A 16,589-nucleotide genomic window follows, 5' to 3' on the forward strand; every position below is an offset into this window, starting at 1 on the left:
GCGAGTATGCGGTGCGACGACGGAATCGTCACCCGTGAGGTGTGGGCATACATGACGGCCGCCCGGTTGGGGCGGCCGTCAGCCTGCGTATCAGCTGTTGTTGTGATCGATCTTGATGGTCGGATCACTGCCGGCGATCAACGAGTTGATGCTGGCGCTGGACCAATTGTTACCTTCCAGTTTGATCGTCACGTCCGGGGTTGCCGCTGCGGTGTCGGCGCCGTTGAACTTGCCGGCGGAACTGACTTGCAGGGACGACACGCCGTCCACGGTGGTGATCTTCAGGAAGTGGTCGATTGTGCTGCCGCTTTCACCCTGCAACAAATCACGCAGGTCGATGCGGTCGCCTTCGCTGGCCTTGAAGTCCTTGATTACATCGCTGCCGGTGTCGCCAGCCTTCCAGATGAAGGTGTCGGCACCCGAGCCGCCAATCAGGATGTCGTTGCCTTGACCGCCGATCAACGAGTCATTGCCGGTACCGCCGAGCAGGATGTCATTGCCCTTGCCGCCGTCGAGGAGGTCATTGCCGCCCTGGCCAAAGAGAATGTCATTGCCTGCGCCACCCAGCAGCGTGTCGTTACCATCGTGAGCGCCAGACACGTCGAACGCGGTGTAGTGCTCGGTGATGTACTGGTGCACGTTGCTGGTGGTGACTTTGCTGACGTCGACGCCGGTTTGCTGGGCGACGAATGCCTGCATCGCCTGATAACCCTCGCCGGCAATGCCATTGAAGCTCACCAGATCGCCGAACAGGAGGTCGTTGCCGTCACCGCCGCTGACCGTGTCGGCACCCGGCATTGTCGCTTCGGTATGGCCGATGATCGAGTTGGCCAGGTCTTTCGGATCGATGTTGGTTTGTGGCGTTTGATCCGAGTCGTAGGGCTTGAGGTCGGTGAGGGTGACGTCTGTGTTCAGGCCGATCGCTTCCACCGTCGACACGTTGCTCAGCAATGCGAAGCCGCTGGAGGAGTTGTCGATGGCGGTGGAATCGGTGCTGTAGCCGGTGCCATCACGATAGGACAGCTCGTAGGTGCCGTTACCCTCGGCATGCAGGGTGCCCAGTTCTGAGCTGTTCCAGTGCCCCGAGTTTTTCTGAGTCTGCAGCGTGACGTTGCCGGCGCTGTCGATGGTCAGGTAGTGAGTGCTGTCCAGATAGCCGGAATAGGTCTGCCCCAACTTGTAATTGGTGGTGGTGATGACGTCATCGAGCTTCACGTTGCCGTACAAGGTCGGGTTGGTTTGCTCGCCGCTCTGGTAGTAGGTCGGCTTGCCGTCGGTGATGAAGTACGTGAGGTTTTTCGCGCCAGTATTGGCAATGGCGTCGGCGCTCTGGAACCAGTTGGCCGTGGTTTTGAACACGTCCTCGTAGTTGGTGCCGCCACCGGACGACATTGAGTCCAGTACGGATTTGAGCAAGGTCAGCGCGTTCGGGTCGTTCAGGTTCACCGACACCGATTTGTTGACCTGGGTATCGAAGTCCACCAGGAAAATTTTCACGGTCCCGGAGTTGCCGCCCAGGCTTTGCTTGAGGGTGTTGAACACCGCCGTCAGCGAATCCTTGGCCGCGCTGATCGAGGAGGCACTCATGCTGCCCGAGCTGTCGACCATGAATGCGATGTTGTAGTTGGTGCCCGGCACCACGGTCAGCCCGCCGATGTCGGCGACCATGATGTCGTTGCCGTCGGTGCCGGTGATCGTGTCGTCGGCCGCCGTGGCGGTCACGGCGTTGTAGACCGACGGGTACACCGTGACCGGGATCTGCGCGGTGCTCAGTGCCGAACCGCCGAGTGCTTCGGTGGACGTCGAGGTGACAGTCAGGGTGAACTGGCCGTTGTAGTACGGCGGTGGGGTGACGGTCAGGCTGCCGAGGTTCCAGCCGGTGACATTGGCTTCGCCATTGGTGGTTGTGAAGGTGTGGCCCGCGCCATCGCTGAGCACCGAGCCCGCCGGCATGCCGCTGATTTTCACGCTCAGGCTTTCAGAGCCGTCGGTGTCGGTCAGTGCGGTTTTGATCGCGGACAGGTGAACGCTGGTGCCTTCGGCGCCTTCGTTGAGTTTGTAGCCGTCGTAGTAGCCTTCGCCATTGGTGCCGTGCAGGTCGGAAACCGTCACGCCAGAGGCGGCCAGATCCGTCACTCCGGTGTACAGCGGCAAGCCGGCGCTGCTCAGGTCGACCGCTGTACCGCCGTTGACCGACAGGTTGACGTCATAGCTGCCGGGGCCACTCTGGTTGTGGTGGTAGATGTCCAGGGTGTAGTAACCGCTGGTGGTCGGGGTGAACGAACCATTCAGCTTGCCGCCTGCACCCCAAGTCGTCGCGGCCACGTTCTTGCCACCGATGGTCACCAACAGGCTGTCATCGCCGGTACCGCTGAAGGTGTACGTCTTGCCGGCTTCCAGGTAGATCAGGCCGGATGTTTTCGAGGCCGTGCCGGCGGTGACGCCGCCATCGGACTGAACGTTGGTCACGGTGCCGGTGGAGTTCGGGGTGCCTGCGGCGTCGATGACCGATTTCAGCGTGCCGGACGACGCGCCGCTGCCATCGGTGCCCAGGCCAGACAGACCGGTCCAGACTTCCTTGACCAGGCCGGTGGACTTGACGCTGTTATCCGCGACGCTCAGGGATGGCGCGTCGGCAACCGGCGTGATGTCGATTTTCACCGTGCCGGTGTTGCCCAGCAGTTGACCGTCGGTTGGCTGGAACTTGATCTGCGCGTAGTCCGCCTGGTTATTGCCCGCACCGCTGCCACCATAGCCGTCAACGCCCGATTCGTTGGCATCCGGCGTGAAGCGCAACTTGCCGGCGTCGATGTCGGCCTTGCTGATGGTCTGGTTGGTCGCTACGTCTTTCCAGGTCGCACCGTCCAGGTACTGCAATTTGCCTTCGCCCGGCAGCTGAGTGATTTTCACCCCCAGGTTGGCGGCCGGACTGTCGACATCGCTGACGCCGAAGGTCGACCAGCCGAGGATCAGCGGGGTGTCTTCGGTACCGGTGACGTTAACCGGCGCGGCGGTCGGCGCGTCGTTTACGGCCACCACGTTGACGGTGGTGGTTGCGGTGTTGGAGTAATTGCTGCCATCGGTCACCGTCACGGTGATGATCCGTGGCACGGTGCTCGGATCCTCACTGCTGTTGGTGAAGCTGATGTTTTTGATCTGCTGCATGTAGTCGGCCAGCGTCGCGTTGCCCGACAGGGTCAGGGTGACCGTGCCGTTCTGGCTGTTGGCATTGATGCTGATGCCATTGACGCTGTTGCCCAGGTTCAGCGCATCGCCCGGCTGACGGTTGGTCAGCACGATGGTGGCGCCGGTCAGCATCGTGCTGTCCGGGTCGGTGATGCTCAGGTCGGTGTCGCCGATCGAGACGCCCTGGCCGGTGGTGCCTTCGGTGAAGGTCACGTTGTAGTTGGCCCCGGTGGCGCCGCTGGAGTTGTTGGCGTCCAGGTCGAGAACCGGCGCGGCATCGTTGTCGATGATCGAGGTGCTGACGCTGCCGTTGGTGCTGCTGACCGCGAGGTTTTCGAAGTTGCCGCCGGTGGCCGAGTCGATCTTGACCACGAAGTTCTCGGTACCCTCGGTGAGCTTGTCGTCCAGCGTCGCGACGTTGAAGCTCGCGCTGCTGGCGCCGGCCGGGATCTTCACGGTGTACACGCCGGTGAAGTCCGAACCGTCGGCGGCGGTACCGCTGTAGACGATTTTCAGGGTCACTTCAGTCTGCGCCGGGTGGGTCAGGCTGACGGTGTAGCTGGCGGTCTGGCCTTCGGTCACCGAGGTGCTGCCGCTGATGCTGACTTCGGTTTTGTCGATGGTATCGGTGACGGTGGTGACTGCCGGGGCAGTGCTCGGCACCAGGTTTTCGAAACTGCCACCGGTGGCGGTGGAAATGGTGGCCTGGACCGTACCGGCATCTTTGTAAACGTCATCGGATGGAGCCGGGACGGTCACGGTGCCGGTGGTTTTACCGGCATCGATGGTGATCACGGCGCCGTTGCTCAGGGTCACGGTGACCGGAGTGCCGGCGGCATTGGTCAGGGTCGCGGTGTAAACGATGGAACCACCTTCGGCTACCGAGTTGGATGCGCTCAGGCTGAGGTTGGTGGTGTCGACGGTGTCGGTCACAGTGGTGCTGACCGGCGTTTTGTCCGCCACCAGGTTCTCGTAATTGCCGCCGCTGACGTTGGTGATCGAGTTGGTCAGCGGAGCATGGCCGGTCAATGCGTCGTTCGGCGCGGCGGTGGTCACGGTACCGGTGGTTTTGCCGACATCGATGGTGATCGTCTGGCCGTTGGCCAGGGACACGGTGACCGGGCTACCGGTCACTGGCGCACCGACGGTTGCGGTGTAAGTGACGGTGCCGCCTTCGGCTGCCGAAGCGGTGGCATTCAGGGTCACGGTCGTGGTGTCGATCGTGTCAGTAATGGTGGTCACTGCCGGGGCAGTGCTCGGCACCAGGTTCTCGAAACTGCCACCGGTGGCGGTGGAGATGGTCGCTTGGACCGTACCGGCATCTTTGTAAACGTCATCGGATGGAGCCGGGACAGTCACGGCGCCGGTGGTTTTGCCGGCGTCGATGGTGATTACGGCGCCGTTGCTCAGGGTCACGGTGACCGGAGTGCCGGCGGCGTTGGTCAGGGTCGCGGTGTAAGTGATCTGGCCGCCTTCGGCCACCGAGTTGGTTGCGCTCAGGCTGAGGGTGGTGGTGTCGACGGTGTCGGTCACGGTGGTGCTGACCGGCGTTTTGTCCGCCACCAGATTCTCGTAGTTGCCACCGCTGACGCTGGTGATCGAGTTGGTCAGCGGAGCATGGCCGGTCAATGCGTCGTTCGGCGCGGCGGTGGTCACGGTACCGGTGGTTTTGCCGACGTCGATGGTGATCGTCTGGCCGTTGGCCAGGGACACTGTGACCGGGCTACCAGTCACTGGCGCACCGACGGTTGCGGTGTAAGTGACGGTGCCGCCTTCGGCGACGTTCGCGGTTGCAGTCAGCGAAACGGTGCTGGTATCGATGGTGTCGGTAACGGTGGTCACTGCCGGGGCAGTGCTCGGCACCAGGTTTTCGAAATTGCCACCGGTGGCGGTGGAGATGGTCGCCTGGACCGTACCGGCATCTTTGTAAACGTCATCGGATGGAGCCGGGACGGTCACGGTGCCGGTGGTTTTACCAGCGTCGATGGTGATCACGGCGCCGTTGCTCAGCGTCACGGTCACGGGTGTGCCGGCGGCGTTGGTCAGGGTCGCGGTGTAAGTGATCTGGCCACCTTCGGCTACCGAGTTGGTCGCACTCAGGCTGAGGTTGGTGGTGTCGACGGTGTCGGTCACGGTGGTGCTGACCGGCGTTTTGTCCGCCACCAGGTTTTCGTAATTGCCGCCGCTGACGTTGGTGATCGAGTTGGTCAGCGGAGCGTGGCCAGTCAATGCGTCGTTCGGCGCGGCGGTGGTCACGGTACCGGTGGTTTTGCCGACATCGATGGTGATCGTCTGGCCGTTGGCCAGGGACACGGTGACCGGGCTACCAGTCACTGGCGCACCGACGGTTGCGGTGTAAGTGACGGTGCCGCCTTCGGCTGCCGAAGCGGTGGCATTCAGGGTCACGGTCGTGGTGTCGATCGTGTCAGTAATGGTGGTCACTGCCGGGGCAGTGCTCGGCACCAGGTTCTCGAAACTGCCACCGGTGGCGGTGGAGATGGTGGCCTGGACCGTACCGGCATCTTTGTAAACGTCATCGGATGGAGCCGGAACGGTCACGGTGCCGGTGGTTTTGCCGGCGTCGATGGTGATCACGGCGCCGTTGCTCAGGGTCACGGTGACCGGAGTGCCGGCGGCGTTGGTCAGGGTCGCGGTGTAGACGATGGAACCGCCTTCAGCCACCGAGTCGGTCGCGCTCAGGCTGAGGGTCGTGGTGTCGACGGTGTCGGTCACGGTGGTGCTGACCGGCGTTTTGTCCGCCACCAGGTTCTCGTAATTGCCGCCGCTGACGTTGGTGATCGAGTTGGTCAGCGGAGCGTGGCCAGTCAATGCGTCGTTCGGCGCGGCGGTGGTCACGGTACCGGTGGTTTTGCCGACGTCGATGGTGATCGTCTGGCCGTTGGTCAGGGACACTGTGACCGGGCTACCAGTCACTGGCGCACCGACGGTTGCGGTGTAAGTGACGGTGCCGCCTTCGGCGACGTTCGCGGTCGCAGTCAGCGAAACAGTGCTGGTGTCGATGGTGTCGTTGACGGTGGTGACCGCTGCCGCTGGGCTGGTGGCCAGGTTCTCGAAGTTGCCGCCGGTGGCGTCTTTGATGGTCGTTTCAATGGTTCCGGCGTCTTTATAGACGTCGTCCTTCGGCGCATCGACGGTTACGGAACCGGTGGTTTTGCCTGCTTCGATGGTGATGACGGCACCGTTGCTCAGCGTCACGGTGACCGGCGTGCCGGCGGCGTTGGTCAGGGTCGCGGTGTAAACGATGGAGCCGCCTTCGGCCACCGAGTCGGTCGCGCTCAGGCTGAGGGTCGTGGTGTCCGGTGTGTCGGTCACCGAGGTGTCCGCCGACTTGCCGTCGACTTCCAGCTTCTCGTAGTTGCCGCCCTTGGCGTCGTCGATCTTGACACTTAGCGAACCGCCACCGGCCAAGGCATCGTTCGGTGCGGTGAAGTTGACGCTGGCGCTGCTCGAGCCGACCGGGATGGTGATGGTCTGGCCATTGGACAGGGTCACAACCACTGGCGAGCCGGTCACCGGAGCAGTGACGGACGCGGTGTACACCACGGTCCCACCTTCGGCGACGTTCGCGGTTGCAGTCAGCGAAACGGTGCTGGTATCGATGGTGTCGGTGACGGTGGTGACTGCCGGGGCAGTGCTCGGCACCAGGTTTTCGAAATTGCCACCGGTGGCGGTGGAGATGGTGGCCTGGACCGTACCGGCATCTTTGTAAACGTCATCGGATGGAGCCGGGACGGTCACGGAGCCGGTGGTTTTGCCCGCTTCGATGGTGATCACGGCGCCGTTGCTCAGGGTCACGGTCACGGGTGTGCCGGCGGCATTGGTCAGGGTCGCGGTGTAAACGATGGAACCGCCTTCAGCCACCGAGTCAGTTGCGCTCAGGCTGAGGTTGGTGGTGTCCGGTGTGTCGGTCACCAAGGTGTCCGCCGACTTGCCGTCGACTTCCAGCTTCTCGTAGTTGCCGCCCTTGGCGTCGTCGATCTTGACGCTCAAGGAGTTGCCGCCTGCGAGGGCGTCGTTGGGTGCAACGAAATTGACAGAACCGCTGCTGGCGCCAACCGGAATGGTGATGGTCTGGCCGTTGGACAGGGTCACCACCACTGGCGAACCGGTGACTGGCGCGGACACGGACGCGGTGTACACCACGGTGCCGCCTTCAGCGACGTTCGCAGTCGCAGTCAGCGAAACGGTGCTGTTGTCGATGGTATCGGTGACGGTGGTGACTGCCGGGGAGGTGCTTGGCACCAGGTTCTCGAAGTTGCCACCGGTTGCGTCTTTGATGGTCGTTTCAATGGTTCCGGCGTCTTTATAGACGTCGTCCTTCGGCGCATCGACGGTTACGGAGCCGGTGGTTTTACCCGCTTCGATGGTGATGACGGCGCCGTTGCTCAGGGTCACGGTCACTGGCGTGCCGGCGGCATTGGTCAGGGTCGCGGTGTAGACGATGGAACCGCCTTCAGCCACCGAGTCGGTCGCGCTCAGGCTGAGGGTCGTGGTGTCGACGGTGTCGGTCACGGTGGTGCTGACCGGCGTTTTGTCCGCCACCAGGCTCTCGTAATTGCCGCCGCTGACGTTGGTGATCGAGTTGGTCAGCGGAGCGTGGCCATTCAATGCGTCGTTCGGCGCGGCGGTGGTCACGGTACCGGTGGTTTTGCCGACGTCGATGGTGATCGTCTGGCCGTTGGCCAGGGACACGGTGACCGGGCTACCAGTCACTGGCGCACCGACGGTTGCGGTGTAAGTGACGGTGCCGCCTTCGGCTGCCGAAGCGGTGGCATTCAGGGTCACGGTCGTGGTGTCGATCGTGTCAGTAATGGTGGTCACTGCCGGGGCAGTGCTCGGCACCAGGTTTTCGAAATTGCCACCGGTGGCGGTGGAGATGGTCGCCTGGACCGTGCCCGCATCTTTGTAAACGTCATCGGATGGAGCCGGAACGGTCACGGTGCCGGTGGTTTTACCAGCGTCGATGGTGATCACGGCACCGTTGCTCAAGGTCACGGTGACCGGAGTGCCGGCGGCATTGGTCAAGGTTGCGGTGTAAACGATGGAACCACCTTCGGCGACCGAGTCAGTTGCCGACAGGCTGAGAGTCGTGGTGTCCGGTGTGTCGGTCACCGAGGTATCCGCCGACTTGCCGTCGACTTCCAGCTTCTCGTAGTTGCCGCCCTTGGCGTCGTCGATCTTCACGCTCAAGGAGTTGCCGCCGGCCAACGCGTCGTTGGGTGCAACAAAATTGACAGAACCGCTGCTGGCGCCAACCGGAATGGTGATGGTCTGGCCGTTGGACAGGGTCACGACGACTGGCGAACCGGTGACCGGGGCCGACACGGAAGCCGTGTAAACCACGGTGCCGCCTTCGGCGACGTTCGCGGTCGCAGTCAGCGAAACGGTGCTGGTGTCGATGGTATCGGTGACGGTGGTGACCGCCGGGGTAGTGCTCGGCACCAGGTTCTCGAAATTGCCGCCGGTGGCGGTGGAGATGGTGGCCTGGACCGTGCCGGCGTCTTTGTAGACGTCATCGGATGGAGCGGGGACGGTTACGGAGCCGGTGGTTTTACCGGCGTCGATGGTGATCACCGCGCCGTTGCTCAGCGTCACGGTGACCGGCGTGCCGGCGGCATTGGTCAGGGTCGCGGTGTAAACAATCGAGCCGCCTTCAGCCACCGAGTCGGTCGCGCTCAGGCTGAGAGTCGTGGTGTCCGGCGTGTCGGTCACCAAGGTGTCCGCCGACTTGCCGTCGACTTCCAGCTTCTCGTAGTTGCCGCCCTTGGCGTCGTCGATCTTCACGCTCAAGGAGTTGCCGCCGGCCAACGCGTCGTTGGGTGCAACAAAATTGACAGAACCGCTGCTGGCGCCAACCGGAATGGTGATGGTCTGGCCGTTAGACAGGGTCACGACGACTGGCGAACCGGTGACTGGCGCGGACACGGACGCGGTGTACACCACGGTGCCGCCTTCAGCGACGTTCGCAGTCGCAGTCAGCGAAACGGTGCTGGTGTCGATGGTATCGATGACGGTGGTGACCGCCGGGGTAGTGCTCGGCACCAGGTTCTCGAAATTGCCACCGGTGGCGGTGGAGATGGTGGCCTGGACCGTGCCGGCGTCTTTGTAAACGTCATCGGACGGTGCCGGGACAGTGACGGTGCCGGTGGTTTTGCCGGCATCGATGGTGATCACGGCGCCGTTGCTCAAAGTCACGGTGACCGGTGTGCCAGCAGCATTGGTCAGGGTCGCGGTGTAAACGATGGAACCACCTTCGGCCACCGAGTCGGTCGCGCTCAGGCTGAGGGTGGTGGTGTCCGGCGTGTCGGTCACCGAGGTATCCGCCGACTTGCCGTCGACTTCCAGCTTCTCGTAGTTGCCGCCCTTGGCGTCGTCGATCTTGACGCTCAGGGAACTGCCGCCGGCCAAGGCGTCGTTGGGCGCGGTGAAGTTGACGCTGGCGCTGCTCGAGCCAACCGGGATGGTGATGGTCTGGCCGTTGGACAGGGTCACAACCACTGGCGAACCAGTGACCGGAGCAGTGACGGAAGCGGTGTACACCACAGTGCCGCCTTCGGCGACGTTTGCGGTGGCAGTCAGCGAAACGGTGCTGGTATCGATGGTGTCGGTGACGGTGGTGACTGCCGGGGCAGTGCTCGGCACCAGGTTTTCGAAATTGCCGCCGGTGGCGGTGGAGATGGTCGCCTGGACCGTGCCGGCGTCTTTGTAGACGTCATCGGATGGAGCGGGGACGGTCACGGTGCCGGTGGTTTTACCGGCATCGATGGTGATCACGGCGCCGTTGCTCAGCGTCACGGTCACTGGTGTGCCGGCGGCGTTGCTCAAGGTGGCGGTATAAACAATGGAACCGCCTTCAGCCACCGAGTCGGTTGCCGACAGGCTGAGGGTGGTGGTGTCCGGTGTGTCGGTCACCGAGGTATCCGCCGATTTGCCGTCGACTTCCAGCTTCTCGTAGTTGCCGCCCTTGGCGTCGTCGATCTTCACGCTCAAGGAGTTGCCGCCGGCCAACGCGTCGTTGGGTGCAACAAAATTGACAGAACCGCTGCTGGCGCCAACCGGAATGGTGATGGTCTGGCCGTTAGACAGGGTCACGACGACTGGCGAACCGGTGACCGGGGCCGACACGGAAGCCGTGTAAACCACGGTGCCGCCTTCGGCGACGTTCGCGGTCGCAGTCAGCGAAACGGTGCTGGTGTCGATGGTATCGGTGACGGTGGTGACCGCCGGGGTAGTGCTCGGCACCAGGTTCTCGAAATTGCCACCGGTGGCGGTGGAAATGGTGGCCTGGACCGTGCCGGCGTCTTTGTAAACGTCATCGGACGGTGCCGGGACAGTGACGGTGCCGGTGGTTTTGCCGGCATCGATGGTGATCACGGCGCCGTTGCTCAAAGTCACGGTGACCGGTGTGCCAGCAGCATTGGTCAGGGTCGCGGTGTAAACGATGGAACCACCTTCGGCCACCGAGTCGGTCGCGCTCAGGCTGAGGGTGGTGGTGTCCGGCGTGTCGGTCACCGAGGTATCCGCCGACTTGCCGTCGACTTCCAGCTTCTCGTAGTTGCCGCCCTTGGCGTCGTCGATCTTGACGCTCAGGGAACTGCCGCCGGCCAAGGCGTCGTTGGGCGCGGTGAAGTTGACGCTGGCGCTGCTCGAGCCAACCGGGATGGTGATGGTCTGGCCGTTGGACAGGGTCACAACCACTGGCGAACCAGTGACCGGAGCAGTGACGGAAGCGGTGTACACCACAGTGCCGCCTTCGGCGACGTTTGCGGTGGCAGTCAGCGAAACGGTGCTGGTATCGATGGTGTCGGTGACGGTGGTGACTGCCGGTGCAGTGCTCGGAACCAGGTTTTCAAAGTTACCGCCTGCGGCATCCTTGATCGTGACTTCGACTTGGCCAGCGTCCTTGTAGACGTCGTCCTTTGGTGCATCGACGGTCACGCTGCCACTGGTGGCACCGGCGGCAATGGTGATCACCGCGCCGTTGCTCAAGGTCACGGTGACCGGAGTGCCAGCGGCATTGGTCAAGGTTGCGGTGTAAACGATGGAACCGCCTTCGGCGACCGAGTCAGTTGCCGACAGGCTTAGAGTCGTGGTGTCCGGTGTGTCGGTCACCGAGGTATCCGCCGATTTGCCGTCGACTTCCAGCTTCTCGTAGTTGCCGCCCTTGGCGTCGTCGATCTTGACGCTCAGGGAACTGCCGCCGGCCAAGGCGTCGTTGGGCGCGGTGAAGTTGACGCTGGCGCTGCTCGAGCCAACCGGGATGGTGATGGTCTGGCCGTTGGACAGGGTCACAACCACTGGCGAACCAGTGACCGGAGCAGTGACGGAAGCGGTGTATACCACGGTGCCGCCTTCGGCGACGTTTGCGGTGGCAGTCAGCGAAACGGTGCTGGTGTCGATAGTGTCGTTGACGGTAGTGACCGCAGGCGTATCGCTGGTTACCAGGTTCTCGAAGTTGCCTCCGGTTGCGTCTTTGATGGTTGTTTCAATGGTTCCGGCATCTTTATAGACGTCGTCCTTCGGCGCATCGACGGTTACGGAGCCAGTGGTTTTGCCTGCTTCAATGGTGATCACGGCACCGTTGCTCAGGGTCACGGTCACTGGCGTGCCGGCGGCATTGGTCAGGGTCGCCGTATAGGTGATCTGACCGCCTTCATCTACAGCGCCGGTCGCAGTGAGCGACAGGTTGGTGGTGTCCGGTGTGTCGGTCACCGAGGTATCCGCCGACTTGCCGTCGACTTCCAGCTTCTCGTAGTTGCCGCCCTTGGCGTCGTCGATCTTGACGCTCAGGGAGTTGCCGCCGGCCAGAGCATCGTTCGGCGCGGTGAAGTTGACGCTGGCGCTGCTCGAGCCAACCGGGATGGTAATGGTCTGCCCATTGGACAGGGTCACAACCACCGGCGAACCAGTCACTGGGGCGGAGACGGACGCGGTGTATACCACGGTGCCGCCTTCGGCCACGTTCGCGGTCGCAGTCAGCGAAACAGTGCTGGTGTCGATGGTGTCGTTGACGGTGGTGACCGCTGCCGCTGGGCTGGTGGCCAGGTTTTCAAAGTTGCCGCCTGCGGCATCCTTGATGGTGACTTCGACTTGGCCAGCGTCCTTGTAGACGTCGTCCTTTGGTGCATCGACGGTCACGCTGCCGCTAGTGGCACCGGCGGCAATGGTGATCACCGCGCCGTTGCTCAAGGTCACGGTGACCGGTGTGCCGGCGGCATTGGTCAGGGTCGCGGTATAAACGATGGAACCGCCTTCGGCGACCGAGTCGGTTGCCGACAGGCTGAGGGTGGTGGTGTCCGGGGTATCAGTCACTGAGGTATCGGCCGACTTGCCGTCGACCTCCAGCTTCTCGTAGTTACCGCCCTTGGCATCGTCAATCTTGACGCTCAAGGAACCGCCACCGGCCAACGCATCGTTGGGTGCAACGAAATTGACAGAACCGCTGCTCGCGCCGACCGGAATAGTGATGGTCTGGCCGTTGGACAGAGTTACGACGACTGGCGAACCGGTGACCGGTGCCGACACGGATGCGGTGTACACCACAGTGCCACCTTCGGCGACGTTCGCCGTGGCACTCAGCGAAACGGTGCTGGTATCGATGGTGTCGTTAACGGTGGTGACCGCCGGGGTGGTGCTGGTGGCCAGGTTCTCGAAGTTGCCGCCCGCAGCATCCTTGATGGTGACTTCGACTGTGCCTGCGTCTTTATAGACGTCGTCTTTTGGCGCATCGACAGTCACGGAGCCGGTGGTTTTTCCCGCCTCAATGGTGATCACGGCGCCGTTGCTCAAGGTCACGGTGACCGGTGTGCCGGCGGCATTGGTCAGGGTCGCGGTGTAAACGATGGAGCCGCCTTCGGCCACCGAGTCGGTCGCGCTCAGGCTGAGGGTCGTGGTGTCCGGGGTATCAGTCACTGAGGTGTCGGCCGACTTGCCGTCGACTTCCAGTTTCTCGTAGTTACCGCCCTTGGCATCGTCAATCTTGACACTTAGCGAACCGCCACCGGCCAAGGCATCGTTCGGTGCGGTGAAGTTGACGCTGGCGCTGCTCGACCCAACCGGAATGGTGATGGTCTGGCCGTTGGACAGGGTCACCACCACTGGCGAACCGGTGACTGGCGCGGACACGGACGCGGTGTACACCACGGTGCCGCCTTCAGCGACGTTCGCAGTCGCAGTCAGCGAAACGGTGCTGGTGTCGATGGTATCGGTGACGGTGGTGACTGCCGGGGTGGTGCTTGGCACCAGGTTCTCGAAGTTGCCACCGGTTGCGTCTTTGATGGTCGCTTCAACGGTTCCGGCGTCTTTATAGACGTCGTCCTTCGGTGCATCGACGGTCACGGAGCCGGTGGTTTTGCCAGCGTCGATGGTGATCACGGCGCCGTTGCTCAAAGTCACGGTGACCGGTGTGCCGGCGGCGTTGGTCAGGGTCGCGGTGTAAACGATGGAGCCGCCTTCGGCCACCGAGTCGGTCGCGCTCAGGCTGAGGGTCGTGGTGTCCGGTGTGTCGGTCACCGAGGTGTCCGCCGACTTGCCGTCGACTTCCAGCTTCTCGTAGTTGCCGCCCTTGGCATCGTCGATCTTCACGCTCAAAGAACCGCCGCCAGCGAGGGCATCGTTTGGCGCAACGAAGTTGACAGAACCGCTGCTGGCACCGACCGGAATGGTGATGGTCTGGCCATTCGACAGGGTCACAACCACTGGCGAACCGGTGACCGGCGCGGACACGGACGCGGTGTATACCACGGTGCCGCCTTCGGCCACGTTCGCGGTCGCAGTCAGCGAAACAGTGCTGGTGTCGATGGTGTCGTTGACGGTAGTGACTGCCGGGGCAGTGTTAGGTACCAGATTCTCGAAATTGCCGCCCGTCGCATCCTTGATCGTCACTTCGACCTGGCCAGCATCTTTATAAACGTCATCGGCAGGGGCGGCGACGCTCACGCTGCCGGTGGTCGCGCCAGCGGCGATGGTGATCACGGCACCGTTGCTCAAGGTTACGGTGACCGGCGTGCCAGCCGGATTGGTCAGGGTTGCGGTGTACAGAATCTGACCACCTTCGGCCACTTCGGTGGACGCCGACAGGCTCAGGCCGGTGTCGTCTTTCGAGTCGGTGATGGTGGTGAGCGCCGGCTCGGTGCTCGGGGTCAGCTGCTCGAAATTACCGCCGGTGGTGCCGGTGATCGTGGTGCTGACGGTGCTGCCGTTGTTATAGACGTCGTTGGCCGGGGTATCGACGGTCACGCTGCCGGTGGTCTTGCCCGCTTCAATGGTAATGACCGAGCCATTGCTCAAGGTCACGGTCATCGGCGTGCCAGCCGGGTTGGTCAGGGTGGCGGTGTAAGTGATCTGGCCGCCTTCGACAACGGTGCTGGTGGCGCTGAGGCTCAGGCCGGTGTTGTCGATCGAGTCGGTGATGGTGGTGACGGCCGGCGTGGTGCTCGGTACGAGGTTCTCGAAGTTGCCACCGGTGGCACCGGTGATCGTGGTGCTGACGGTGCTGCCGTTGTTGTAGACGTCATTGGCTGGGGTATCGACGGTCACGCTGCCGGTGGTCTTGCCCGCTTCGATGGTAATGACCGAGCCATTGCTCAAGGTCACGGTCATCGGCGTGCCAGCAGGGTTGGTCAGGGTAGCGGTGTAAGTGATCTGGCCGCCTTCGACAACGGTGCCGGTGGCGCTGAGGCTCAGGCCGGTGTTGTCGATCGAGTCGATAATGGTGGTGACGGCCGGCGTCGGGTTCGGCACCAGGTTTTCGAAGTTACCGCCGGTAGCGCTAGTGATCGTGGTGCTGACGGTGCTGCCGTTGTTGTAGACGTCATTGGCCGGGGTTTCGACATTCACGGAGCCGGTGGTTTTTCCGGCTTCGATGGTGATGGTCGAACCGTTGGACAGGGTAACGGTGACCGGCGTCTGCGCCGGGTTGGTCAATGTCGCGGTGTAGGTGATCTGGCCGCCTTCCGTAACGCTGCCGGTGGCAGTCAGGGTCAGGCCGGTACTGTCGATCGAGTCGGTAATGGTGGTGACCGCCGGCGTCGGGTTCGGCACCAGGTTTTCGAAGTTACCGCCGGTAGCGCCAGTGATCGTGGTGCTGACGGTGCTGCCATTGTTGTAGACGTCATTGGCCGGGGTGTCGACGTTCACGGAGCCAGTGGTTTTTCCGGCTTCGATGGTGATGGTCGAGCCGTTGGACAGGGTCACGGTAACCGGTGTTTGCGCCGGGTTGGTCAGGGTCGCGGTGTAGGTGATCTGGCCACCTTCGGTGACGCTTGAACCCGCTGTCAGCGTAACGGTAGTGGTGTCGACGGTGTCGGTGACCTGGGTCACGGCCGGAGCAGTCGGCGGGGTGACCACGATACCGCTACCGCCCGTGGTGCCAGTGACGGTCACGTCGATTTGGGTCGGATCGTTATAAACAGTGTCGTTCGGCGCCAGCGGAACGTTGACGGTACCGGTGGTCTGGCCGGCTGTGATCACGATCACCGCGCCGTTGGACAGGGTGATGGTCAGGTCGGTCAGCGGCGCCTGGGTCAGGGTCGCGGTGTAAACCAGCACGCCACCGGCCTCGGTGATGGTCGGCGTGGCGCTCAGGCTCAGCGTTGATTCGCGCAGGGCATTGGTGCTGGTATCGGCCGTCTGGCCGCCGGTAGTGTTTTGTGTTGCCGACGCCGCAGTGGCGAGGCCTGCGGTCGGGAAGCCGATGGTCGGGTCGACCCGGGCAGCGGTTGCCTCCAGGGCCACGAAGCTGTGGCCGCCACCGGCAGAGCCGCCCGCGCTCGCGGCAGTAGGGCCGGCTGCAGTGGCTTCAAGAGCGGTGGTCGGGTCGACACCGGCAGCGATGGCTTGCTGCAGTTCGTCAACTGATGGCGCCGCTTGTGCAGTGGCTTGCGCAAGGTCGGTGCTGGAGTCCGGATTGCTGCCACTCCACTGAGTGTCGCGGCCCAGGTCCAGGGTCCGGCCGTCAGCCAGTTCAAGGGTAATGGCGCCGGCGGCACCCGTGTCCACCTGGTCGCCCACAAACAACCGGTCGCCTTCAACGAGTACGCGGCGGATGCCCTCTGGGGACACCGCGAAAACCTGACCAACAATGCTTTTGACGATGGCAACAACACTGCTCATTGAAGACTCTCCGGGTGTCACGTTCAGTTGACTTCCATGAACCGCTCGGGCGTGTTCGCCGATCGGGGCTGGACGTTCTTACAAAATTCGATACATAACTTTGACGCGCGAACCGTCAATAATTTGGCTATATTTTTTCGAAATTAACTTTATGCCAAACTATTGACCTTATGGGAGCCATCCTAAACAATCGTCCAAGTAATGTCACATTGATATTTAAGCGGCGACCTGTCCTACAGCGTGTGATCCAGTTCCGATTTTGAACTTTC

Annotated in this window: 1 protein-coding gene; it reads right to left on the bottom strand. The window is 62.7% G+C overall.

What is annotated here, in order from left to right:
• Positions 1–90 precede the first annotated feature (90 nt).
• A complete protein-coding gene (locus LOY36_RS00630) occupies positions 91–16,320 on the bottom strand; it encodes a LapA family giant adhesin (RefSeq protein WP_258671856.1) in 16,230 nt (5,409 codons plus the stop codon).
• Positions 16,321–16,589 lie beyond the last annotated feature (269 nt).

The sequence above is a fragment of the Pseudomonas sp. B21-019 genome, assembly GCF_024749225.1.
Taxonomy (GTDB): domain Bacteria; phylum Pseudomonadota; class Gammaproteobacteria; order Pseudomonadales; family Pseudomonadaceae; genus Aquipseudomonas.

Bases quoted from the DNA above. Each gene is read 5' to 3' on its own strand.
- LOY36_RS00630 (WP_258671856.1), bottom strand. From the start codon at position 16,320: ATGAGCAGTGTTGTTGCCATCGTCAAAAGCATTGTTGGTCAGGTTTTC.